The 25,831-nt window shown below is 33.3% G+C and carries 23 protein-coding genes; 17 read left to right on the top strand and 6 right to left on the bottom strand.

Translation table 11 applies throughout. From position 1 onward, the window contains the following. Positions 1-60: 60 nt before the first annotated feature. A complete protein-coding gene (locus tag BN2390_RS11535) occupies positions 61-2,373 on the bottom strand; it encodes a bifunctional diguanylate cyclase/phosphodiesterase (RefSeq protein WP_053984500.1) in 2,313 nt (770 codons plus the stop codon). Positions 2,374-2,603: 230 nt separating this feature from the next. Between BN2390_RS11535 and BN2390_RS11530 the strand changes: the two genes are divergently transcribed. Beyond that, on the top strand, positions 2,604-2,945 hold the full coding sequence (locus BN2390_RS11530; protein WP_053984499.1) for an arsenate reductase family protein: 342 nt from the start codon (positions 2,604-2,606) through the stop codon (positions 2,943-2,945). Positions 2,946-2,975: 30 nt separating this feature from the next. Here BN2390_RS11530 and BN2390_RS11525 read toward each other — a convergent pair whose 3' ends face one another. Then, on the bottom strand, positions 2,976-4,412 hold the full coding sequence (locus BN2390_RS11525; RefSeq protein ID WP_053984498.1) for an SGNH/GDSL hydrolase family protein: 1,437 nt from the start codon (positions 4,410-4,412) through the stop codon (positions 2,976-2,978). A gap of 94 nt (positions 4,413-4,506) precedes the next feature. Here BN2390_RS11525 and mscL point away from each other — a divergent pair, with 94 nt between their 5' ends. Beyond that, positions 4,507-4,941 carry a large-conductance mechanosensitive channel protein MscL gene (gene mscL, locus BN2390_RS11520; RefSeq protein ID WP_053984497.1) on the top strand — a complete coding sequence of 145 codons (435 nt, stop codon included), beginning with the start codon at positions 4,507-4,509 and terminating at the stop codon, positions 4,939-4,941. Positions 4,942-5,014: 73 nt separating this feature from the next. Here mscL and BN2390_RS11515 read toward each other — a convergent pair whose 3' ends face one another. The 3 genes from BN2390_RS11515 to BN2390_RS11505 form a co-directional block, all read right to left on the bottom strand. Continuing rightward, entirely contained in the window at positions 5,015-6,421 is a 1,407-nt protein-coding gene (locus tag BN2390_RS11515) for an MATE family efflux transporter (RefSeq protein WP_053984496.1), read from the bottom strand. Positions 6,422-6,537: 116 nt separating this feature from the next. After that, on the bottom strand, positions 6,538-6,996 hold the full coding sequence (locus BN2390_RS11510) for a MarR family winged helix-turn-helix transcriptional regulator (protein WP_053984495.1): 459 nt from the start codon (positions 6,994-6,996) through the stop codon (positions 6,538-6,540). A gap of 69 nt (positions 6,997-7,065) precedes the next feature. Beyond that, entirely contained in the window at positions 7,066-7,680 is a 615-nt protein-coding gene (locus tag BN2390_RS11505) for an alpha/beta hydrolase (RefSeq protein ID WP_053984494.1), read from the bottom strand. Between the two features lie 463 nt (positions 7,681-8,143). Here BN2390_RS11505 and BN2390_RS11500 point away from each other — a divergent pair, with 463 nt between their 5' ends. The 8 genes from BN2390_RS11500 to BN2390_RS11465 all read left to right on the top strand — a co-directional run bounded on the left by BN2390_RS11500 (position 8,144) and on the right by BN2390_RS11465 (position 15,457). Then, positions 8,144-8,980 (top strand): Cof-type HAD-IIB family hydrolase, encoded by an 837-nt coding sequence (locus BN2390_RS11500; protein WP_053984493.1) that lies wholly within the window; start codon positions 8,144-8,146, stop codon positions 8,978-8,980. 135 nt (positions 8,981-9,115) lie between these two features. Then, complete coding sequence (locus BN2390_RS11495) at positions 9,116-9,379, top strand: cupin domain-containing protein (protein WP_053984492.1); 264 nt, start codon at positions 9,116-9,118, stop codon at positions 9,377-9,379. Between the two features lie 279 nt (positions 9,380-9,658). Then, the gene (gene selD, locus BN2390_RS11490; protein WP_053984491.1) at positions 9,659-10,678 is read left to right on the top strand and encodes a selenide, water dikinase SelD; all 1,020 of its coding nucleotides are present in this window, start codon (positions 9,659-9,661) and stop codon (positions 10,676-10,678) included. Positions 10,679-10,687: 9 nt separating this feature from the next. Beyond that, positions 10,688-11,275, top strand: a complete 588-nt coding sequence (gene yedF / locus BN2390_RS11485) for a sulfurtransferase-like selenium metabolism protein YedF (RefSeq protein WP_053984490.1) — start codon at positions 10,688-10,690, stop codon at positions 11,273-11,275. 14 nt (positions 11,276-11,289) lie between these two features. Beyond that, positions 11,290-12,432 (top strand): aminotransferase class V-fold PLP-dependent enzyme, encoded by a 1,143-nt coding sequence (locus BN2390_RS11480; protein WP_053984489.1) that lies wholly within the window; start codon positions 11,290-11,292, stop codon positions 12,430-12,432. After that, a complete protein-coding gene (locus tag BN2390_RS11475) occupies positions 12,429-12,665 on the top strand; it encodes a putative Se/S carrier protein (protein WP_053984488.1) in 237 nt (78 codons plus the stop codon). The genes BN2390_RS11480 and BN2390_RS11475 overlap by 4 nt, the downstream gene beginning before the upstream one ends. Before the next feature lie 117 nt (positions 12,666-12,782). Continuing rightward, positions 12,783-14,105, top strand: coding sequence for a PepSY domain-containing protein (locus BN2390_RS11470; protein WP_053984487.1), 1,323 nt, complete (start codon positions 12,783-12,785; stop codon positions 14,103-14,105). Between the two features lie 191 nt (positions 14,106-14,296). Then, positions 14,297-15,457 (top strand): dicarboxylate/amino acid:cation symporter, encoded by a 1,161-nt coding sequence (locus BN2390_RS11465; RefSeq protein ID WP_053984486.1) that lies wholly within the window; start codon positions 14,297-14,299, stop codon positions 15,455-15,457. Positions 15,458-15,488: 31 nt separating this feature from the next. On the opposite strand, the gene BN2390_RS11460 is transcribed toward BN2390_RS11465, so the two are convergent. After that, on the bottom strand, positions 15,489-16,334 hold the full coding sequence (locus tag BN2390_RS11460) for a helix-turn-helix transcriptional regulator (protein ID WP_053984485.1): 846 nt from the start codon (positions 16,332-16,334) through the stop codon (positions 15,489-15,491). Positions 16,335-16,450: 116 nt separating this feature from the next. Here BN2390_RS11460 and BN2390_RS11455 point away from each other — a divergent pair, with 116 nt between their 5' ends. From BN2390_RS11455 to BN2390_RS11425, 7 genes are all read left to right on the top strand, one after another. Continuing rightward, positions 16,451-19,714, top strand: coding sequence for a DUF5107 domain-containing protein (locus BN2390_RS11455; RefSeq protein WP_053984484.1), 3,264 nt, complete (start codon positions 16,451-16,453; stop codon positions 19,712-19,714). Positions 19,715-19,834: 120 nt separating this feature from the next. Further along, positions 19,835-20,680, top strand: a complete 846-nt coding sequence (locus BN2390_RS11450; protein WP_053984483.1) for a YitT family protein — start codon at positions 19,835-19,837, stop codon at positions 20,678-20,680. A gap of 150 nt (positions 20,681-20,830) precedes the next feature. Further along, a complete protein-coding gene (locus tag BN2390_RS11445) occupies positions 20,831-22,225 on the top strand; it encodes a transglutaminase family protein (RefSeq protein WP_053984482.1) in 1,395 nt (464 codons plus the stop codon). Between the two features lie 83 nt (positions 22,226-22,308). Further along, the gene (locus BN2390_RS11440; RefSeq protein ID WP_053984481.1) at positions 22,309-22,812 is read left to right on the top strand and encodes an HdeD family acid-resistance protein; all 504 of its coding nucleotides are present in this window, start codon (positions 22,309-22,311) and stop codon (positions 22,810-22,812) included. Between the two features lie 192 nt (positions 22,813-23,004). Beyond that, positions 23,005-24,081, top strand: coding sequence for an MGDG synthase family glycosyltransferase (locus BN2390_RS11435; RefSeq protein ID WP_053984480.1), 1,077 nt, complete (start codon positions 23,005-23,007; stop codon positions 24,079-24,081). Further along, positions 24,081-24,764, top strand: a complete 684-nt coding sequence (locus BN2390_RS11430) for a polysaccharide deacetylase family protein (RefSeq protein WP_053984479.1) — start codon at positions 24,081-24,083, stop codon at positions 24,762-24,764. Before BN2390_RS11435 ends, BN2390_RS11430 begins: the two co-directional genes overlap by 1 nt. Next, a complete protein-coding gene (locus BN2390_RS11425) occupies positions 24,757-25,800 on the top strand; it encodes a lysylphosphatidylglycerol synthase transmembrane domain-containing protein (RefSeq protein ID WP_053984478.1) in 1,044 nt (347 codons plus the stop codon). Before BN2390_RS11430 ends, BN2390_RS11425 begins: the two co-directional genes overlap by 8 nt. Positions 25,801-25,831 lie beyond the last annotated feature (31 nt).

The following is a 25,831-nucleotide window of genomic DNA, read 5'->3' as shown; positions in this document are numbered from 1 at the left end:
ATAAAGTGAGAGATGTATTCTCGTTTTATTGACTCTTTTCTTTATTATAATTATTACAAATTAATGAGGGATAGATTTAGTGGTTAAGTGCTTCAATTCTTCTAATGTTACAGGATGAGAGAAGTAGTACCCTTGAAAATAGTCACAGCCCATATTATTTAAAACATCAAACTGCTCTTTAGTTTCAACACCTTCGATGACAACTTCCATACCCAGTAAATGAGCGATATCATTGATATTTTTAACAATATTCAAATATTTATTAGATGAATCTTGAATAAAGATACGATCGATTTTCAGAATATCTAACTGATATTTGCGTAAATAGTTGAAAGATGAATAACCTGTTCCAAAGTCGTCTAAAGCAATGGTTATACCTAAATTGTGTAGTGCATGTAGGTTATCGTAGACAACCATATTTTCGTCAAGAACTACAGATTCTGTAATTTCAAAGCATAAGTTACTAAAATCCATAGAATACTTCTCAGCAATCTTTTTTATAGTCTGTGTAAAATGTATATCCATTAATTGAATAGGAGATACATTAATACTGATTTGAAGTAGTCTATCCGTTTGGCTAAGGGGATTAAAGTTTTTACAAATTTCTTCTATAATCCAATAACCTATTGAAATAATTGCACCGGTTTCTTCTGCATAGAGAATAAAATCACTAGGAGCAACAAAACCATATTTTTCACTACGCCATCTAAGTAAGGCTTCTATCTTATGAATGGATTGGTCTTTACCTACGATGGGCTGATAATGAATTAAAAATTCATCTTTAGAGAGTGCTTGTTTTAACTCCATTTTTATATCTTCTACTTTAAGATTTGTTGCATAAAGCATAGGGTCAAAGAAGATGAGGCCTTTGCTAGGGTCGTTCTTTTTACAATGATACATAATAAAATCACTTTTGCGTATAAGATCATCAAAGGTTGTAGCATCATTTGGGTAGATCGCAGCTCCAGCTGAGAATTCAACCACTGCATGATGTTGATTAAAATAAATGGGCTTAGTGAATGTTGGAATAACTGTAAAGTTATAAAAATCCAATAAGTCTTTTTTACAAGTATAACGATCATAGATAATAACAAATTCATCACCAGAATATCTAGTTACGATACCTTTATCTGCAAAAACATCTTCTAATGCACGACTAAAACTAATAAGTAATTCATCACCAGCTGTATGACCAAATAAATCATTTATATATTTAAACTTGTTTAAATCAATAAAAAGTAAGGCAAAGCTTTGCTCCTTTTTGATAAGTTTGGTAGTAAGTTTGAATAACATTTTTCTATTAGGTAGGCCTGTTAGTTCATCATAATAAATAAGGGATTGAACTTTTTTGTCAAAAGATTTACTCAGTGCCTCAGAAATAAATTCTAATTGCTCAAATTCATCATTTAGCTCTAGCTCAAAATTATTTTTTTCTAAGTTCTTTAAAAGTATTTTTAAATGATCTAGAGAATTTGTAAGAGGAGCAATAATAAAGCTCATAAGACGTGTTAAAGTAAATAATAGAATACATCCTATACTGAGTAATATAACAATAGTTGTATGGGTCACTTGTTTAACGTATTTACTATAAATGAGTGAACTTTTGTCAAAAGCAAATAAAATATCAACTTTATTATCTAGAATGGTATCAGAATAAATAAAAGTATCTTGTGTAGGAATTTCGTCTAATGTATAGAGACCATTCCTAGATAAATACATTCCATTTCCAGTATTGAGATAAGACTTAAGCGTTCCTAAATAAAAGCTTTTATCCATAGAATCTAATAAGTCATCAATAAAAATATCTAGAATTACCACACCAGAAAGAGTATTCGTATGATTAGAGTAGATAAATTTAATAATGCTAATAGCATATTTACCAGTTGTATAATCTTTATGTGCAGATGTAATAATAGGATCTTGATAATTATCTAGGTATTCTTCTTTAAACCAAGGGCGTTTAGTCACATCGAAGTCTTCAAAGAGTGTTCCACTAGAAACAAGATATTGGCCGGGCAAACTTACAATATTAATAGTGTTAATAAAAGTAATAGGTTGTAAAATATTTTCATACAACGCAATCTGATTTTTGAGTGCTAGAAAATTTTTTTGGTCTATACTTTCAGTTGTGAGGAAATGATCCAAAAAGTGTATGATTTCCTCATCAGCACCAACTTGCTGGGTAACTGCTTTTAAAATACTAGAATAGTTTTGCACATCTTCTGTAAGCTGACGATAATGTGAAGCTGTAGTAAAACTCGATATTTTATTAGAACCATAAGTTATAAGGATTATGATGATAATAATAAAAATAGGGATAATAATAGAAGTAGTACGAGTAAGGCGTTTATTTATTTTTTTAGAAATTTCCATGTAAGTCTCCTATATTAAGTCAGTATTTCTGTATGGTTATATAAATTATTAGAATTATAGGTCTTAAGTAGTTTGCCCTAAAGAAGACATTATATCATTAATGAGAATATTATTCATCTTTAAATAGAAATAAATAGAGCTAATTAAAGATGATAATATTAATAAAGAAGGAGATTTTATGATATGATAGGTTTTATAAAAATACATATAAAAAGAAGGAATTATAAATAATGAACATACAAATATTTGGAACTAAAAAATGCTTCGATACGAAGAAAGCAGAACGTTATTTTAAAGAACGAGGTGTAAAATATCAATTTGTGGATATGAAAGCAAAAGAAATGAGTAAGGGAGAACTTAATAGTGTGAAGCAAGCTGTAGGTGGGCTAGAAAATATGTTAGATCCTGATTGTAAAGATCAAGATGCACTTGCACTTGTAAAATATATTGATGAAGCAAGCAAATTAGAAAAGGTACTAGAAAATCAACAGATACTTAAAACTCCTATGGTACGTAATGGAAAACAAGCTACAATTGGTTATCAGGCAGAAGTTTGGAAAGCATGGAACTAGAGCAAAATAAAAGGAGGGCATGCCCTCCTTTTATTTTGTTCTAAACTTTTGTATAACAGCTGCTAAAGTATTGCCCATTAGAATATTTCCGTATTCATTTGGATGAATGCTGTTTTTAGCTATGACTTGAGTAGTAAGGACACCATCTATTTCAACCTCAGTTGTTTTATAGTCAAAGCCATTAGCCGTGTCTAATGTAAGGGTCATAGGTGCAATATAAATATTTCTAGCTAAGCTTTTATCATTGTCATAAGTTTGTAAAAGATAATGAGTAGCAAGCTTCATATTACGATTATAGCGGTAGTAGTTGCTTGTATCTCCTGTTAGCATATTCTCATGAGGTGCAAGGGTTGGTGTGCAAATAATGATATGAATAGATGGATCATAAGCATGGATAGAAGCAATGAATTGTTCTAAATAATGAAGGAAACCTGGCATATCCATAAGTGTATCATGTGTACCAAAGTCATTTGCACCAAGTAGAATACTAATATGAGTTGGGGCACCAGTTGGATAGGCTATAGCAAAACGCTCCATATATTTTGTAAAGTTTACTTCAAATTCAGTAGGTTGGATGGGAAGAGGTACCCAAGAAGTACCGTTCCATTCTATCCATTTAGAGCCTTCAGGTAAGCTGGGATCTACCATTACATCCCCAAGACTAGGATATTTGTAGTAGCCATTGGTATCATAAAGATAAGGGCCAGACTCTTGCCAACCACGGGCAACTTTTTGAAGTCCTCCATAGGTTGTATCGCTAGGTTTAGCTACGCAGACCTTTTTCCAATCATCTGTGTTGCCTTTATAAGCAGTACCACTGATAGAAGTTGGGAAAACAAAAGGGCTATCTAAATAGCCACTAGAACCGATATAATTAAAGTATTTATTAAAGGTCCAGCCACCACGACCTTCTCTTTGGATAGTTTCACCCTTATAAGTAATGGTGCCCACAGTTTCTACATTTGGAAGAATAGATTGTACATGTTCAATGTATTTTCCCATACGTGTAAGACTATCACCTACAGCAAGAAGCCTTACTGGTGTAGTATCAGTAGTATCTACGACTTCTACAGTCATAGATTGAGTAAGAGTGTTCTTGGCTGTATTTAATGTAAGGGTGAGATCAGAAGGAGAAGAGAGCGTGAGGACATCCTCACCAAGACTCTCATAGAACCAACGACCGAGCGTACGTGTACCAAAAGTTGATTGGGTAGTTAGTGTATAAGCATTAGAAGGTGATAGGACTATATTTCTATCATAGAGGGTTAAGCGTGATGGTGTATGATTATCTCCAGCTAGAATGTATAAGTTTCTAGGTAGGATTAATGTCTCCATAGCCACTTCCTCTTCATGTAGGGGATTAGATAAAATAGGTGATAGTGGCTCTACTATAGGTGCTGCAAAAAGTGATGGATGCATTAGAGACATACATAATGCAATCAGCATAGGATATTTAAATTTTTTCATAGTTTGATTCCTTATATAAACAAAATTTGATAAATATAGTTTAAAAGATATAAGCGTATTAAACAACCTAAAAATCAAAGGGAGGTAGTTATAAATGAAGAAGGCAATCAGTGAATTTAAGGCATTTGCTATGAAAGGCAATGTGTTAGACATGGCAGTAGGTGTTATTATAGGGGGTGGATTTAGCAAAGTAGTAAGTTCTCTTGTGAATGATATGATTATGCCTATGATTAGTTTATTGGTTGGACAGATTAGTTTTACCAATTGGAAGTGGGTGATTGATCCATCAAAGGAAGGGCTAGATCCTATAGTGATTAACTATGGTATGTTTATCCAAACTATATTAGATTTCTTTATTATTGCACTTTCTATATTTATTATGGTAAAAGTAGTGAATAAAATGGCTAGTAGATTTAGTCATAAGGAGCAGGAAAAAGCCAAAGAAGAGCCCAAACCTACTAAAGAGGAGATTCTTTTAACCGAAATCAGAGATTTACTAAAAGCACAGCAAGAAAAGTCAGCACAATAAAAAAGATAGCAAAAAAGCCATTATAATACACCTTGCAAAAGGTTAGTATTATAATGGCTTTTTTAAAAATAAATTAGGCGACTAAGTCTGGGCTAGCTGATTTCATGCTTAGCTCAGGATCATTGGCCATTTTTTTTAACTCACGCATTTCTTTAAAGATAAAAATACTTGAGAAAGCAATTGCAAGTAAATCTGCAATTGGTCCTGCTAACCATACACCTTGAAGTCCTAAGAAACGTGGAATAATTAAGAAACAAGGAATAAGGAAAATAATTTGTCGAGATAAGCTAATGACCATAGCTTTTTTTGCTTTTCCAACTGCTTGATAGTAGTTAGAAGCAGTCATCTGTATACCAATGATAGGCATAGAGAGTAAGAATAATCTCATACCAGATACTGTAATTTCAGTAAGTTCAGGATCGTTATTAAACATACCAACAGCTATATAAGGGAACGTTTGAACGAAAATAAAGCTGATGAAAAGGAAGATTGTAGATACAATAAGACTGTACATATAAGTTTGTCTTACACGTTCAAATTTATTTGCTCCAAAATTATAGCCAATAATAGGTTGTGCACCTTGGTTAATACCAAAAATAGGCATGATATAAATGGTTGAGATAGAAGTGATAATAGCCATAGCCCCAATAGCTAAGTCACCACCATGCATCATCAGAGACTTGTTTGCAATAACAGAGACAATACTACTTGCAAATTGCATGCAGAATGGTGCAAGCCCAATGACTAAAATATTTTTCATAATACCTAAATCTAACTTCATATCCTCTAATGTAATCTTAATAGAAGACTTTGAACTCTTAGTAAAGTAATAAAGTACCCAGCAACCTGCAATAAATTGAGAGATTACAGTAGCATAAGCTGCACCTTGTATACCTAGACCAAGTGCAAAGATAAAGATTGGGTCTAAAATAATATTAATAGCAGCTCCAATGATCATAGTGAGCATACTAAGTTTGGGATTACCATCTGAACGAATTGAATTGTTGAGTCCAAAAGCAAATAGGTTACAGATTGTTCCCCAAAGAAGAGGACGAATGTAGCTTAGTGCATAAGGGAGTGTGTTTTCACTAGCACCAAACAATGTAAGGATTTGTTCAGCAAATAAATTACCTAATACAGCAACTAGAATACTAAGGGTGATAATCCCTAGAAGTCCATTCCCTAAGTAACGTTGGGCTTCCTTTTGGTTTTGTTTACCAAATGCAATAGAGATACTTGCACAGGTACCAATTCCTACAAGCATTCCAAATCCTGTAATAATTTGTGTAACTGGCATAGTGATACCAACACCTGTAATAGCAAGGCCACCAACATGAGGAATATTACCTATATACATACGATCTACTACGTTATAAAGCATATTCACAACCATGCCAATAATTGCAGGAATAGAGAACTTAATAAGCAATTTAATAATGCTTTCAGATCCCAGGTCTTGTTGAGTGTTGTCTTTAGACATAGTTCACATCCTTTTTACAATATTGTTGCATACGCAATAAAAAGATACTATCATAAAAACGTTGTAAACGCAACAAGAAGCCCTAAAACATTTACTAAATGTTTTAGGGCTTCTTGCTAATGTATATCTTTACGACATTTTGAAAAATAGCTAGAGTTGTTGGTAGAGATCTTTCTAAGTAGAGCAAATAGGTTATCTACTTCTGTAGAAGATAAACAACCTAAGAGCTGATCTTCCCACTTTTTTGAAATGCTTAGAATTTCTTCTTTGGATTCCAGCGCTTTTGGGGTAAGGTAAATGTGATACTTACGTTTATCTTGTTGGTTGAGTGCAAGGGTAACATATCCCGATTCTTCTAATTTCTTAACAGCTCTAGTCGTTGTACCTTTATCAACAGAGACCTTTTCTGTAAGTTCATCATGGCTAATACCATCTTTTAGGTAGAGTTGAAGCAAGAATAAATACTGGCCAGATCCTATACCGTATTTTTCATATTCTTTAGAGAGAAAACTTGCTCCAATTCTATGAAGGTGGCTAATATAGCGTCCAATACCTTCATCTTCGTATAACTTCATATGACACAACCTTTATTGAATATTTTATTAATAGTACTAGTGTATCATAACTACGCAATGATAGTAGGATTATTTTGTAAGGAAAGTACGTGCATCTTGAATGTAAGTTTTTAATGCATCAATAGTACCTAATACATTGTTTTCTAAATCAAGTGCATGGTTTGCACCTTCAACGTTTGTTAATGTAATACCAGCAATAGTTTTAAGGCTTTCAAAATTTTCATTAGATAAAAGTGGATCACTTGAACTTGTGATCACAAAAGCATTTTCTGTAATACCAAGGCCTACAGTTTTGTCGATTGGGCTAATGTAGATGTTAGTGATATCTTTACCTTCAAGATGTTTATTAAGTGCAATTTGAACGCATGTACCGATGCTTTTACCAATGATAACAATTTTTTTGTATTCTTTTTCAAGTTTAGATTCTACAACTTGAATAGTTTCTTTTACAATGATATCAAATTCGTCAGGAACAGAAAAAGCAGCTTTTGCAGTTTGGAAGCCATATTCAACTTCTAATGTATCAAAACCAAGTTCGCATGAAAGTTGTTTTGAGTAATCTAAGTAAGAACGATCAAGATAGTAAGCGATACCAGGTAAAATAACGCAAAGTGTGTCGCTGTTTTTGTTAACAAAGCGGCTATTTAAGTCGATTCCCCAATGGGATTTAAGTGATGTAGTCATATTAAGTCTCCTTTTTTGAAAATAAATAATTTGAACAAATGTTATTATATAGTATAAATAATATTTAATCTATTATAAAGGGGAATTTTGGAGATTAAAAGGTAAGGCGAATTTACAAATTGATTGCATATTTACATTGACGCTGAAATAAGCATTTTTTATAATGAAGCCATATAGGATAGGAGATAGAGGTCTATAAATGACAAAAAGAGTAAGCTATGTAACAGAAAATCGTAAAAAAATCTTATAGCTTCTAGAAGATAAAATAGAAAAATAAATTAAAGTCATAGGTCTTCTAGTAGCTGAAAATGTTGATACAACATAAGCTATAGAAGACCTATTTTTGATAGATGTATAAAAAAATAAAAGATATTTTGGGGGATTGAAAAAAGTATTGGATTTGATATAATAGGAATTCCCCCTCAAAACTAGGGATGGAGAAAAGGCAACGAGGTGAACAAAAATGAAGACTTTATATGTATCTGATTTAGACGGGACATTATTAAATAGCAAAGGTAAAGTTTCAGAGCAGACAGCATCTATCCTTAATAAGGAAATTAAGCAAGGGGCATACTTTACAGTAGCTACAGCAAGGACACCGGCAACAGTTGTACCACTCTTAGAGGGTGTAGAGATAAATCTTCCTATTATTGTGATGAATGGAAGCTTTATCTATGATATTAAACAAAAGAAATATATCTATACATCAACTATTCCTTATGATAGCGTAAGACGTATTATCAATATTGTGGAAGAACAAGAAAAGCAAATTTTCGCTTATGCACTAAAAGAGGATTTTTTAACCGTTTATTATAAAGGCTTTAATAGCAAAGATGAAGAAGCATTCTACAATGGACGTAAAAATCTAACGCTTAAACGCTTTGAAAAAGTAGAGTCTTATCCTATTACACCAGAGAGTCAAGTGGGACATATGGTTATGTTAGATTCTTATGAAGTGATTAAAAAGATAACAGATCAGTTAGAAGATGTACCAGGCATCAAAACACTTATGTATAGAGATGTTAATACAGAATCTAGCTATCTACTGGAGATTGCAGCAGAAGGTACCAATAAGGCAGAAGCAGCTAAATATGTTGCAGGGCAATATGAAATAGATGAAGTCATAGCTTTTGGTGATAATTTAAATGATATGGAAATGATCCAAGTGGCAGATTGTGGGTGTGCAGTGGGAAATGCAGAAAAATCACTTAAGGAGAATGCAAACTGTGTCATAGATACCAATGACAACGATGGTGTGGCAAGATTTATAGAAATGAATAGAAGGGCACTAAGTGCCTAAAAGGAGATGCCAGTATGTTTAGAAAAACAGACTGGTATTTTTTTGTGACAGTTATAACATAAGAATAGATTAGATGAATTGACAAAGAATAGAAAGTGAAGAATAAAGCGTAAAATATAAAAGGAGAAAATAAAGATGACTATTATAATAAGGCCAGCATCAGAAGAAGAAAGAACAGAAATGGAGAAATGTGAGACTTGGAGTTGTGAGGTATCTACGTTTCCATGGCATTTTGAAGAAGAAGAACATTGTCTGATTATAGAAGGGGAGGCAGTGGTTACTTATGAAGAACGCCAATTTAGATTTGGCGTAGGAGATTATGTTATTTTTCCAAAAGGAATGGACTGTATGTGGGAAGTGGTAAAACCTATTAAAAAATATTATAAACATGTAGAATAACATGTAGCAGAAAAATTTTTAAGAGATAGATAATGTATAAAATCCAATAAGATATAGTAAAAACCCTTACATAACTTTGAAAAGTTTGTAAGGGTTTTTTATTTAAGCGTTGAGTTCTGTACTATTTTTTTATAGCTTATTAATTTTACAATGTAGCTATATTCCTTTAAATTCATGATATAATAGAATTGGTAAAATCAAGAAATTAATAATAGAATTTCACATAGAAATAGATTTATATTAAAAGTATAATGAACAGCTAGGAAGGAATGAGTAAGAATGAATGAGGAGAATATGTTTTGTAAAGGTGGCGGATGCACTGCAAAACTAGGCCCAGGTATCTTAGCAGCAGTGCTAGAAAAGTTACCTAAATATGCAGATTCTAATTTGCTTGTAGGCTTTGATAGTTCAGATGATGCAGCAGTTTATCAATTAACAGAAGACTTAGCCGTTGTTCAGACGTTAGACTTTTTCCCACCGATGGTAGAGGATCCTTATATTTTTGGACAGATTGCTGCGACTAATGCACTTTCAGATATTTATGCAATGGGCGGTGAGGTTAAGACAGCCCTTAATATTGTATGTTTCCCAGAGAAGATGGATTTAAATATTTTAGGCAAGATTATGCAAGGTGGTAGTGAAAAGGTCAAAGAGGCAGGTGGTGTACTAGCAGGTGGACATTCTATTGCTGATAATGATGTGAAGTATGGCCTTTCTGTTATGGGTACCATTCATCCTGATAAGATTTATAAGAATAATGGGTGTCAAGAAGGGGACAAGCTCATTTTGACAAAGCCATTGGGTGTAGGCATTGTATGTACAGCACAACGTGTAGGGGAAAGTTCGAAAGAAGCAATGGATAGCGCCATTAGATCTATGACGACTCTCAATAAGTATGCAGCCCAAATCATCAAGAAATATCGTGTACATGGATGTACAGATGTGACAGGTTTTAGCTTTTTGGGCCATCTCACAGAAATGTTAGAGGGAAATTTTGGTGCTGAGATTGATAGTTTACAAGTACCATATATTAAAGAGGCAGTACATTATGCCAATGAATTTTTCATTACAGCTGCAGGACAGAGAAATCGTAATCATGTAGGTGATAGGGTAGCGTTTATCAATGTGCCTTATGCAATGGAAGAAATTCTCTTTGACCCACAGACATCTGGAGGATTGTTAGTAAGTATGCATCCAGACGATGCAGCGTGTGCATTAAAAGAGATAGAAGCATTAGGATTACCTTGTGCTATAGTAGGAACAGTTACAAAAACAAATAAAAAAATCATTGTAAGGTAGGAGATTAAAATGAAAAAAGTAATAGATGCCATGGGTAAAGTATGTCCAATACCCGTTGTAGAAACTAAAAAAGTATTAGCAACACTAGGTGAAGGAGATACAGTAGAAGTATCAGTTGATAATGAGATAGCTGTACAGAACTTAACCAAGTTAGCAGAGCAAAAAAGGCTGCCGCTGACTTCAAACAAAATAGATGAAAATCATTATATTGTGACCATAAGTGTGGTTGAACAAGAGGCGTGTGGAATAGAGCCTACATATGATAACGTAGTTGTTGTACTTGCTTCAGACAAAATGGGAGATGGTGATGAGCGATTAGGACGTACATTGATGAAAGGATTCATCTATGCTTTGACTGAACAAGAGACCCTTCCAAAAACTATCTTACTTTATAATAGTGGAGCCTATTTATCTACCAAGAGCTCAGAATCTATAGCAGATTTAAAACACTTAGAATCACAAGGTGTTGAGGTACTTACTTGTGGAACTTGCCTCAATCATTATGGACTTACTGAGAATTTAGCTGTTGGAACAGTGACCAATATGTATACTATTTTAGAAAAACAAATGCAAGCCACTAAAATTGTGAAACCATAAGAAAGGGTTAAGAGATGATTTATTTAGATCATGCAGCAACTTCTTTTCACAAGCCACCAGAAGTAGCAGAAGCTGTGTATCATGCCATATTAAATACAGGTAATAGTGGACGAGGTGTACATGGGGCATCTCTCGATGCAAGTAGATTAATCTATAAAACAAGGGAGAAGTTATCCCAACTTTTTAATGTGGGTGATTCAGCACGTGTGGTATTTACCTCTAATGCAACAGAAAGCTTAAATATTGCAATACAAGGTCTGCTCAAATCCGGTGATCACTGCATTACCACTGCTCTTGAACATAATAGTGTCTTGCGTCCTTTATATCTTATGGAGAAGCAAGGCGTAAGGCTCACAGTTGTTGGTACAGATAAAAAAGGTTGCATAGATATTTCACAAATAGAAGCAGCTATTTGCAAAGAATCTAAAGTAATTGTTATAACTCATGCATCTAATGTACTTGGCAATGTAACAGAGATTGAGCAGATAGGTAAGTTATGTAGGCAATATGGGCTGTTGCTTATTTTAGATGCTTCTCAAACAGCTGGGCTTATTCCAATAGATATGCAAAAGTTAGGGATATCTGTACTTTGCTGTTCGGGGCATAAAAGTCTTCTAGGCCCACAAGGAATAGGGCTACTTTGTTTAGCAGAAGGGGCTATACCAAATCCTCTTAAGGTAGGTGGCACAGGTATGGATAGCTTTTCACATACAATGGATTTACCTTTACCTACACGACTTGAAGCGGGTACACTTAATACCCATGGTATAGCAGGACTTAGTGCAGCCTGTGATTATTTAAATCACTATGGGCAGTTGCAAATCCTTGAGGAAGCCACAGTTCTTGCCAAAAGATTTATAGCAGGTATTCAAGATGTGCCAGGAATAGCATTATATGGTGATCTTGATGCGATAGTGAGAACGCCTGTTGTGGCACTTAATATAAGAGATATGGATTCAGCAGAAATAGCAGATGAACTTTTTTATCGTTTTAATATTGCAACTCGGGCAGGGGCACATTGTGCGCCTCTAGTTCATAAGGCCTTTCAAACAGAAGAGCAAGGTATGGTTCGTTTTAGTTTTTCCCATTTTAATACTCAAGATGAAGTGGATGAAGCGATTCAAGCTCTTAGGACTTTAGAGGAGGAGACAAGGTGAGACAAAAACAATTACAGTGTGTAGTCACCTTTAAGACCACTACACAAGCTATGGCTTTTGAAGATGTAGCCAGACAAGGAAAGCTGAGTGGAAGGCTCATTCCTTTACCACGTTTAATAGGAGCAGGTTGTGGATTAGCATGGAGAGAGGATCCTAACAATAGAGTATTAATAGAGAATCTTAAGATAGAGTATCATCTAGAGTATGAGAATATCTATGAGATTATCATTTAGAAAAAGTTTATAAAAATTTTTATAAAAAAGCTTAAAAAGGTCCCTAAATAAAAAATGTGGTTTGTATCTTATAGTGTAAATAAAAATAAACTCATATTTTTAAAGGAGATTGAAAAAATGAAACTTAGAAAAGCATTTGTTACATTAACCGCATTAACAGCCATTACAGTGACAACTTTTGCAGCACCTACTCAAACAATTATGACTAAAGATGAAGCAACCAATCTTGTACTTCAAATGATGCCTCGTGGAAGCGAACACCTCTCAACAAGTTATGATACAGATGACCAAGAGTATGAAGTGAAGATACATAACGGTGGAACAAAAGAAAAATTTGAAGTTAAGGTAGATGCAGTGTTAAAATCAGTAGAAGAATTAGACAGCGAAACATATGTAGGCTTTGATGAGAAGGCTAAAAATAGAGTTAAGAAAAATGGAAAATATAATCCGAAGTTAAATGAAAAAGAGATTATTGCACTTGTAGAAAGAACTTATCCAGGTGCTGTAGTTAAAAGCGTTGAGCTTGAGAAAGACAATGGTTTTTGGATTTATGAAGTGGAATTTAAATCAACAGCAGTATATGGTTCATTAGAAATGGATCCTGAAACAGGTAGAACACTAGAAAGAGATTTAACATTTAATGGTTTAGGTTCAGTGGATAAACCAACAACACTTCCAAGTGATGAAATTGTAGAGGGCGTTGTAACAGAAAACCAAGCAATTCAAAAAATCTACAATAAGCTTCCAAAAGGTTCAACTTTTGTAGGAAGCAAGAGAATTATTGAGAACCAAAAAGTAAAGTATGAAATGACATTTACTTATAAAGCCTATCATATTGAAGTAACAGTAGATGGAAGCAATGGTTTAGTAGATGATGCAGAAGTGTTTACATTACAAGAAGTAGATAAAAATGCAGTAAATCGTTATGAAAATGGCAGATATGTAGCCAAATATTCACCTGCACAAATTGAAGCTATTGTACTCAAACATATTCCTGAAGGCAAAGTAACCAATGTACAAATGAGCCTTTCACGTAATTTATGGGTGTATGACGTAGATGTAACATTAGAAAATGGTACAATGGATCTTATTGTGTGTCCAGAAACAGGTGCATTAATGAGTCTTGATCTAGATATGAAACATACAGAAGTACCTATGGTACCAATTGAACCATCTAAACCAGTAAAACCAGAAGTAAATGATAAGCTTCTTACAGAAGCACAAGTTAAAGCATTAGTTATGAAACTTGTACCATCAGGAAAAATCATAGAGATTGAGCTTGATAAAGATGATAACAAATGGATCTATGAAGTAGAAGTAATTGATGCAAAATATGAATACAACATTGAGATTGATGCAAAGACAGGTAAGACAGTAGAGTTCGATAAAGAAGCATTAGATGATGACCATGACGATCATGATGAAAGAGATGACGATTAATCACTACAATCCAAATAATAAAAGCCACAAGTACACAGGAACTTGTGGCTTTTATTATTTGGATTAAAACTTAAAAGAAATGATAAAAAGGAAAAAAAGGCTAATTGACAAAAATAGTAATATAGATTATAGTGTGACAAACGGACAAATGTTTTTAGTATAAAAACAAACAAGACAACAAGGGGGACAAAATGAAAAAACTATCTTTAATTGCTAGAATTATAATATGTTTGATTATAGGCATTATACTGGGTCTTATTTGTAAACAATTTGAGTGGATTATTCCTATGCGAATCTTGGTTACAGCGGAAGGGCTATTTGGAAGTTTTTTATCTTTCATGATCCCATTAATTATTATAGGCTTTATTATTCCAGGTATTGCTTCACTAGGTAATCAATCAGGCAAAGGGCTTATAGTTACAACTATGGTTGCCTATGCCTCAACCATTTCAGCAGGAATGTTAGCATGGTTTGTAGGAGATACAGTACTTCCAACACTTATAAAGAGTGGTGATATGTTTAATCAGGCAAGCCAGTTTACAGAACCTTATTTTTCTATTGAAATGCCACCTATTATGGGTGTAATGTCAGCTTTGGTACTTGCCTTTGTACTAGGTATTGGACTATCTAAAATAAAAAATAGTGTGCTATTAAAAGGTGTAGAAGAGCTAAATACTTTAATTTTAATGGTCGTACAAAGTATTTTAATTCCATTAGTTCCTTTGTACATAGGATGTATTTTTGCAAGGCTTAGCTTTAGTGGAGAAATTTTGTTAACACTTAAATCCTTTGGAGTGGTTTATATAATCTTATTTTCTTTACAAATTATTTATATCGTGTTGCAATACATCATTGCTGGAATTCTTAAAAAGGATAATCCTTTTAAAATGATTAAGAATATGGTGCCAGCATATTTAACAGCTGTTGGTACACAGTCATCAGCAGCAACGATTCCTGTCACATTAGAATGTGCAAGGAAAAATAATATCAGTGAAGAGATATTAGGGTTTGTGATTCCTTTAGGAGCGACAATCCATTTAGCAGGAGATACGATTACACTTGTACTAACTTCTATGGCAGTTATGTATATGAGAGGGCAAGTACCAACTTTTGAAATGATGATGCCTTTCATTTTAATGTTAGGTGTAACAATGGTGGCTGCACCTGGTGTCCCTGGAGGGGGTGTTATGGCAGCTCTTGGAGTATTGGAATCCATGCTTGGATTTGGAGGAATAGAAAAGCCTCTTATGATTGCACTACATGCAGCACAAGATAGTTTTGGAACTGCAACAAATATAACAGGTGATGGTGCGATTGCAGCGATAGTAGAAGTAATTCTTAAGAAAAAATAAAGGACTTGGACAAATTGTCCAAGTCCTTTACTTATAGGGGGAGTGTTCTAAAAGCAGTAGGTGTATAACCTGTTACTTTTTTGAAAGAGCTCATAAAATTACTTTCACTATTAAAGCCAACTTCAAAAGCAATTTCTTTTACAAGCATGGATGTACTTTTAAGAAGATATTTACTTTGATTAATGCGTAAGGTAATAAGATAATCGTAGGGTGTACGTCCTGTTTCTTTTTTAAAGAGTCTTGTAAAGTAGTAAGGACTAAGAGTAACTTGGTAGGCTAAGTCTTCTAACGTTATAGGTTCTTTAAAGTGAACTTTCATATATTCAATAGCATGGTCAACGGGAGATAATGTATGCAGTTCATTGGTAGATAAATGAGAAGAAAGTGTAAAGAGTTCACATAATAATTGATTGATTTGGCAAGATACAAGTGCCTCATTAATAGATGATTGCGTACTAAAGTAATCAATAAAATCTAAAAGAAGTCTTGAAATACTTGTAGGTGTATTGGCATTAATAATACTACCAAAGCGCTCGATAATAAGGTTATAGTATTGAGCGCTTATATTTCCATCAAAATGTAACCAAGCAATTTCCCATGAGGAGGTAAAGTAAGTATGTTGTTTATAGCAATCAAGAAAGAGCAGGCAACCCTCATCTAAAGTATAGGTTTGATTACCAGAAATAACAGTACCTGAATCTTTTATGACATAGAGTAATAAGTAGCTCTGATGCTCTTTACGTGTGACATGATAGTTGTGATCACATAGAAAATATCCCATAGAGATTGGATAGAAAAATAATGATTTTGCAAGTTGACTAGGGGTATAGAACAAAATACTTGAATCTGGTAATACACCCTTTTCAATTATGTACATGATACACCTCCAAAGAGCAATATTTATAAGTAAGAAAGCAAGTATGTGTAATGTATAAATAATAAAAATATTATAGTATAAGTTTATCAATCAATCAAATGGTGGAGGGACATTTTATGAATCAGAGTGTTAAGGTTTGGGAAGAGCAAGTTATAATACCTACATATGAAGTTGGAAAGCCAGATAAGAACCCTATGTTTTTAGAAAAGAGAGTGTACCAAGGAAGTAGTGGTAAAGTTTATCCTTACCCTGTTATTGATAAAATATATGATGAAAAAATAGATAAAACGTATCGAGTTGTTTATTTGGAAAATGATTACCTCCAGGTAATGATTATGCCAGAGCTTGGCGGAAGAATACAAAGAGCCTTAGATAAGACCAATAATTATGATTTTGTGTATTATAACCATGTGATTAAGCCAGCACTTGTAGGGCTTGTGGGGCCATGGATTTCTGGGGGAATCGAATTTAATTGGCCACAGCATCACAGGCCCAATACATATGGCCCAGTAGATTATCATATTGAAGAAAATAAGGATGGAAGCAAAACGGTATGGGTCAGTGAAATTGATAGAATGTATGGAACAAAAGGAATGGCAGGATTTACTCTTTATCCAGATAAGGCTTATATAGAAATCAAGGGACAACTGTATAATAGAACAGATGAAAATCAAACTTTCCTTTGGTGGGCAAATCCAGCTGTAGCAGTCAATGATTATACACAGTCTATATTTCCACCGGATGTGCATGCTGTTATGGATCATGGGAAACGGGATGTATCTAAGTTCCCTATCGCGACAGGAACCTATTATAAAATGGATTACTCAGAAGGCGTAGATATCTCTAGATACAAAAATATCCCTGTCCCTACATCTTACATGGCTTACAAATCAGATTATAACTTTGTGGGAGGATATGATAATGCTGTTGGGGCAGGTATTTTACATGTTGCTAATCATCATATTTCACCAGGGAAAAAGCAATGGACTTGGGGATGTGGAGACTTTGGTAAGGCTTGGGATTGTAATTTGACAGATGAAGATGGACCCTATATTGAATTAATGACAGGTATCTATACAGATAATCAACCAGACTTTACATGGCTGGCACCTTATGAGGAGAAGACATTTACTCAATATTTTATGCCTTACAAAGGTATTGGATATGTAAAAAATGCAACCAAAGATATTGCTTTAAGTACTGAGTTAAGAGAAGGCAAAGCCAAAGTAGGGATTTATACAACAACTATGCAAAATATTCATGTAGAATTCGTGGGAAAAGAGCAAGTCTATATAGATGAGAAGCTTTCCCTTGACCCATCTATTACCTTTGTGAAAGAAGTTTATGTAGGTGAAGAAAAAGAATATGAACTTACACTTCGTGTAACAAATGAAAGAGGAGCATTAATTCTAGAATATACAGCTAAAGAACCAGAAATTGAAGAAATACCAGAGCCGGCCAAACCTATTGAGGAGCCAGAAACACTTAAGAACACAGAAGCTTTATATTTAGCAGGGAAGCATATTGAACAATACCGCCATGCCACCTATGAGCCAGATCCTTACTACTTAGAAGGATTAAAAAGAGATCCAGAGGATATACGTATTAACACGGCATATGGTTCTTTACTTCTTAGAAGAGGATTATTTGAAAAGAGTGAGACATATTTTAGACAGGCAGTTAAGAGTGCTATAAGACATAGTCCCAATCCATACGATGGAGAGGGATATTACTTACTTGGACTTAGCTTGAAGTATCAACAAAAATATGAAGCAGCCTATGCAGCTTTCTACAAGGCAACATGGAATAGTGAGTATCAACATGCAGGTTATTATCAAATTGCTCAAATCGATGCATTAAAGGGGAACTACCAAGAGGCACTAGAACATATTGAGATGTCTATAGTTAGAAACTATCATAGTATAGATGCAAGACATTTAAAAATAGCGATTCTTAGAAAGTTAGGAAGTCTTGAAGAAGCTCTAGTTTTTGCTCATGAGACTGAGAAAATAGATAGATTAGATAAACTTGTAAAAAATGAAATAGCATTGATTTTAAAATTACAAGGTAAGCAGTTTGTATCAGTTCATACATTTATTCGTAAAGAAGATATTCAGATGCCACTAATCCTTGCAAGAAATTATATGCAAAGTGGTATGTATGAAGAAGCGATAAGCGTTTTAGAAGTTGGTAATTCCCCTTTAAATCAATATTATAAAGGTTACTGTTTGTACAAGTTAGGAGATGAGGAGGAAGGGAAAAGGTACTATGAAAAGGGTGAGAAAGCATGCCCGGATTATTGTTTTCCTAATGATTTAATAGATATTATTGTTCTAGAGCATGTTCAATCCACACTTCAAAGTGCAGGTATGGCAGCTTATTACTTAGGGAACTTATGGTATGATAGAAAACAATATGATAGAGCTGTTGAAGGATGGGAGTTATGTGTAGAAGCATACCCAACATTTGCAACACCTTATCGTAATTTATCTCTTGCATACTATAATAAGTGCCATCAACCAGAACAAGCAAAAGTAATGCTTGAAAAAGCTTTTGTGTTAAATGAAAAGGATGCAAGAGTATTTTTAGAGCTAGATCAACTTTATAAAAAACTCAATGTAAGTATAGAGGAGCGGTTATCTCATTTTAAGAAGCATTTGGATCTTGTAGAAATAAGAGATGACTTATATGTGGAATATATAACGTTGCTTAATTTAGTAAAAGATTATGAAAAAGCAAAAATACTTATTGCAAAAAGACAGTTTCATCCATGGGAGGGGGGCGAAGGGAAGATCACCAAACAATATGTGAAAGCACAGGTAGGATGTGCAAAACAGCACATGAGAGTTAAAGCATATGAAAAGGCGATTACATTACTTATAGAGGCTTTATCTTATCCTGATAATTTAGGAGAAGGTAAATTAGCAGGGAGTACAGATAACGAAGTTTACTTTAACTTGGGCCTTTGCTATAAAGCTATAGAAGAAATTGAACACGCCAAAGCAAACTTTTTTAAGGCAACATTGGGAATTAATGAACCTGCAAGTGCTATGTATTATAATGATCAGCCACCAGAGAATATATATTTCCAAGGCTTAGCTTATAGAGCATTAGGAAATGAAAAACAAGCAAGAAGTAGATTTAATAAATTGTTAAGCTATGGTGAAAAACATTTATTTGATGATATAAAAGTAGATTACTTTGCAGTATCTTTACCAGATTTCTTGATTTTTGATGAGGATCTCAATAAGCGCAATGAACTGCATTGCTATTATCTTATAGGACTTGGAAAACTTGGCCTAGAAGATGAGGGAAAAGCAAAAGAGTATTTCATAAAAGCGTTAGAGATAGATTGTACACATCAACAAATTATAGAATGAATTTAAGTATATAAATTGAGCAGAAAAGGGAATGATTAGAGTAGGCATAAAGAGTGTAGACTGTGGTATAATGTATAAGGTTTATCATGATACAAGAGATACAGAAAGGAATAAAAGATAATGCCAATGAAAAAGATTTTAACCATTTTACTAGGCAATACTTTGTATGCCTTGGCAGTTGCACTCTTTATTTTACCCAACAATCTGATTACTGGTGGGAGCACAGGTTTAGCGCTTGTATTTCAGCATCAGTTTGGTGTGCCTGTTTCAGTTTTTGTAGGTGTTTTCAATGTAATAATGTTTGTAGCAGGTGCAGTTGTACTAGGGAAAGCTTTTGCGCTGACAACGATTTTAAGTACATTTTACTACCCATTTATCTTGGGTGTTTTTGAAAAATGGTTTGGTGGCAGTGGTATAACAAATGATACTATGTTAGCTACTGTATTTGCGGGTTTACTTATTGGGGCAGGGATTGGAATGGTCATTCGTTCGGGTGCTTCAACAGGAGGAATGGATATTCCACCACTTATTTTAAATAAAAAGTTAAAGTTACCTGTTTCTATGACTATGTCTGTGTTTGACTGTTTGATTTTATTAACTCAAATGATTTTCTCAAGTAAAGAACAAATTCTTTACGGCATTTTACTTGTTCTTCTTTATACAACAGTACTAGATAAAGTATTGATGATTGGAAGAAATCAAATGCAGATTAAGATCATAAGTGAAAAAAGCGAAGCCATTAGTGAGGCAATTCGTACCAAGTTAGACCGAGGTACTACGTTGATTCATAGTGAGGGTGGTCATACACGTAAAGAAGGTTATGCTGTGCTTACAGTAGTGTCTAGTAGAGAACTTTCTAAAGTCAATGATTTAACCATGAATATAGATGAAAATGCTTTTATGATTATTAATCAAGTGAATGAAGTACGAGGTCGAGGATTTACGTTACATAAGGAATATATGTAGAGATTTAAATAAAGGTTGATTTTATAAGAAAAGCTTATGAAATCGACCTTTATTTATTATTAAAATTATGTGATATATTAGCAGATTCAATTGTAAATCAATCAAGGCCATCTTATAATGAAAAATATGTATAATCCAAAGGAGGTAGTTATGAATAAGCTAAGAAAATATCTAATAATGATGTTGTTTAGTAGCTTAATATTAGTTGGATGTAGTAATAATACCAATATAAAAGAAGAGGAACCCAAATATACAGATGATTTAGTGATACCTAATAAGGAAGAAGAAAAGATGTATATTAATTATAATCAATATTTAATAACACCTAATGAAAAGGCTTATCTTAATCCAGATGAAGAACTTTATAAGCTATTGGTAGATGCTATTAATCAGTTTGAACCCTCTCTTAATATAGAGGGATTTACTCTAGATCAAGAAGAATTAGAAAGTCTTGCAGATGCACTTTATAGTCGTCCAGAGTTTCCTTATCTATCAGGATTAAGCCTAGATTCTATTAATCAAGTAATCAATATTCAATATTTTGGTATATATGATAGAGATACTGCTATTGCTTATAAAGATGAGTATATTAGAAAAATAGAATATATTTTAAATGAAGTAGTGGATATGAGTAGAAGTGAATCTGAGCAAGTTCTTGCAATCTATAATTGGCTTTCACAGTGTGTTTACACAATAGGTATAGATGGACGCACACAAGGGGATATTATTGTAAGTCAAAAAGGTATTTGCACTCATTATGCGTATGCAATGCGAACCATTTTAGACCAATTAGGTATAGAAAACCATTTAGCAGTATCTAATGATAAATCTCATGTTTGGAATATTGTAAAGATGGATGGCGCTTATTATCATGTTGATGCAACTTATGGAAGCACAACTGAAAAAGGAAGAGTGACTTATTGGGATTTTGGTAAGACAGATGAGCAAATGTATAGAAATTATGATGGATGGCATAGTGGAGGTAATAGTAAGTATCCTAAATATGAGTTGCCAAAGTGCGTAAATGAACGTTTTACATTTTTAGCAGATTCTATCTATAATACAGTTGATTTTGAAACTTACGAGATATTTTATACAACGGAAGCAAATGAAAATAGATGCTATAATATGGATACTCAAGAGGACTACCTGATAAAAGATGAGCTAACATCGACAAACTCTGTACTTCTAATAAATCATGATGAACTTATAGAAGAAGGGGATAAGATAAAAGAAGCTATTGGAGCATTAAAAGATGAAAGTAGTACATTAAATCAAGATATATTTCAAAAGAAGAAACAGGAAGTTATAGAAATGCAAAAGCATTATTTGGAGCTTCTAGATAAAGCCTTTGAAACTTTAAGTGTGGATATAGATTTTAATAATGCATTTAGTGGTGAAATGAAAAAAGAATATACAGAACATATTAGAAATAGTAAAACAAAACAATTTATTAATACTGTATATAATGCAGGATTTATACTCTTAAAGGATGCGGGATATATTTATCCTATAATAGATGAGAGTATTTGGAATATAAAATGAAAAAGCATAATATGTATGAGTGATTTTTTGAAAATGAGACAAAATAGCTATAGGATAAAAATTATAAATCAAGGAGTACAAGAATGAAAAACTATATTGATAAATTATTTATTCTAGATGGTATTTTGCTTGCTGTAGTGGGAATTTTATTTTTCTTATGTCCATTACAATCTTTATTAAGTTTTGCTTTTTTAATAGGCATACTCATGATTGGAGCTGCCATATCAAAGATTGTGCATGGATGGCATAGTTCATTTAAAATGTATACTTTAATATCAGGTGTTATAGATATTTTATTTGGGCTTATCCTCATTATTTCACCAATGGCAACCATAGAAATGTTACTTGTATTTTATGGTGCATGGTCTCTAGTAAGAGGATTATTTGAACTTGTCATAGCTTTTAAAAATAAAAATCTAGGTTTGAATTTTAGAACTATACAAGGAGTAGTTACTGTAATTATTGGTCTACTTATTGTTCTTTCACCAGTGGCTATAGTCTTTATAATCCCTTATATTCCGTACATTATAGGTGCTTATTTTATCTTCTTAGCAGGAAGTGAAGTCTATATAGGATGCCATGCCTAAAGTTTTAAAATAAAATATGAATGATATAAATCCAGAAAGCTTGTTAGGTGATGAGCTTCTGGATTTATTTTTTTACCTTAAGATTTCTTAAGGGAATGTAAATCTTACAGAAAGAATTCTTAAGTATACTGTATGAATAAAATACAAATATACAATTAGGAGGAAAGGGCGAATGACTGCCTAAGAAGCGTGATGAATATTTTAATTTTAACCGGGCACTTTGGAATGGGGCATTATAGCGCAGCTGAATCAATACAGCAAGAGATTACAAGAATGAATCCTGAAGCGCATGTATATATAGTAGATATAATTGAATATATGTTTCCAAAAAGTAGTACAGTTATTTACGCCAGCTTTAACTTTATGGTAAATAAGTGTGCCTCTATTTATAACTGCTTAAATGAAATTGCATGTAGACATAGTAATATAACATTGAAGAAATCAGTTGTAAAAAAAGTACACCAATTATTATCTGAGTATCAGGCGGATTTAGTTATATCCACTTTACCAGTGAGTTCACAATACATTTCAGCCTATAAAGAAAAAGTAGGCACATCGATTCCTCTATATACTTATATTACAGATATTACGGCTCATGAAGAATGGATAACGCCCCATACAGATATATATTTTGTCGGAGCAACCATTACAAAGAATATACTTATTTCTAAAGGTGTATATGAAGACAAGATTAGAGTCAGTGGGATTCCAGTAAGAGAGGATTTTCATAAGGAGGTATTGAAAACACATACAGGTATAAAGAGGAGAAAAGAAGTGCTTATTATGGGAGGAGGACTTGGACTTATTCCTTCATATCATAAGTTTTTAACTAAGTTATGTAGGAATAAAAGTTTACACATTACTGTTATTACAGGAAAAAATAAAGCCTTATTTTTAAAGATGAAAAAAGATTTTCCAGCTATTAATGTAGTAGGATATACAGATAAAGTAGCAGAGTATATGAGACGAGCAGATTTAGTTATTACAAAGTCTGGAGGTAGTACAACTTTTGAAGCAATTTATTGCCGAACACCTTTGTATATTATTAAGCCATTTCTGATGCAAGAAATTGGGAATGCGGAATATATTGAACAAAAAAATATTGGACGTATTGTGTGGTCAGATAAAAAGGATGTCTATGAAGATATTATGGATCTTCTTAACAATGATGCTCTTCTTGAGCAGATGGAAGTAAATATGGCAAATATAAAACTTGAATGGGATTGCCTATGCCCATCTCATTATTTTGGTAAAAAGGAGGTTGCATAATGAAGATAGTCATTTTTAGTGCATTGTTTCTTCTATTTTTAAGTTATAGCATTATGCCTACATATGGATATAAAATATGGAACTACTTTCAAAAAGGTAGATGTAATCAAACCATATATTTAACATTTGATGATGGACCAGACTCAGAATACACACTTCAACTGTTAAATTTATTAGATAGATACAATATTAAAGCAAGCTTTTTTGTAGTTGCAGAGTTTGCAAAACAAAATTCAGCAATTATAAAGAGAATGCAGCAGGCAGGGCATTTAATAGGTTTACATTCCTTGTCACATAAAAATGGGCTAGTGCAGACACCAGCATCTACTGAATATGATTTTGAGCAAAGTATAGAGATTATGAAGCAATTAGGTGTAGATATTCATTATTTTAGACCTCCATGGGGACACTTTAATATTAGTACGATTTTAGAATCTAAAAAAAGAGGATTACAGGCTGTATTATGGAAGGTTATGGCACAGGATTGGAGAGGGAATACAACAGTTACTAAAATTCAGCAAAAACTAATCGTGAGAACAAATGGTGGAGATATTGTATGTTTACATGATGGACGTGGGAGTAATGAAGCGCCAAGAAGAATGATTGAAGCATTAGAGGGTGTATTACCATTTTGGATTTCAAAAGGTTATAAGTTTGATACAGTGGAGCATTATTATGAATAAACAAAGCAAGTGCAAACAAATACTAAAGGGCGGTGTGGTATTTATTTGTGTACTTGCACTTACATGGTTCATCTTGTTAAGAAATGAAAATATAGCAGAACTTTTGAACATCATAAGACGTGTGAAGATTCCTTATATTTTTATAGCACTTGCATGTATGGGGCTATTTGTATTAGGCGAAGCGTGGAATATTAAAAGGTGCTTGGGAATATTTGGATATCATAAAAACATTTTTCAGACAATAAAATATGCATTGGTAGGTTTCTTTTTCAGCTCAATTACACCTTCTGCTACAGGTGGACAACCTATGCAAATCTATTATATGCAAAAGGATAAAGTATCTATCTCACATTCTTCTTTAGCATTACTTATTGAGTTATCTAGCTTTCAGGTGGTATCTATAATGTTTGCATGTATTGGTTTGATAGGACAATATAACCGTATGACCCAGTCCATTGGAGGGTTAAGGTACCTTATTTTATTGGGCGTTTTTATGAATTTTATGATTCTTGTTATTGTATTAATTTTTATTTTTTCAAAAAGACTATCGACAGTATTAGTAAATGGTGTTGTTGTGCTTATTAGGTTATGTCGTTATAAAAAAGTGGAACAACTTGAAGAAAAGTTATATAGCCATTTACAAGAGTATCAAGAAAGTGCTACTCATTTGAAAAATAAAAAAGGGATTGTTCTACAAATTTTATTAACAACAGTGTTACAGGTTGCAGCATTACACAGTATTCCTTATTGGATATACTTATCATTTGGCTTAGAACAGTATTCTTTATGGACGATCCTTGCCTTACAGTCAGTCCTTTATGTAAGTGTGTCGGCTTTCCCTGTACCAGGGGCAATGGGAGTAAGTGAGAGCGGATTTGTACTTTTATATCAATCATTGTTTCCAGCTCATCTCTTAAGTGGTGCAATGTTACTTAGTAGAGGTGTCAGTTTTTATATAGCTATTGCCATAAGTGGACTAATCATTTTTGGTTATTCATTAGTGAAATCTCGTAACTATTCTTTAAAAAAATTATAAATAGGTTATAATAGTTATAATTAGACAGGAG

The sequence above is a fragment of the Niameybacter massiliensis genome, assembly GCF_001282685.1.
Taxonomy (GTDB): Bacteria; Bacillota; Clostridia; order Lachnospirales; family Cellulosilyticaceae; genus Holtiella; species Holtiella tumoricola.
This window is presented reverse-complemented; position numbering and strand designations above follow the sequence as displayed.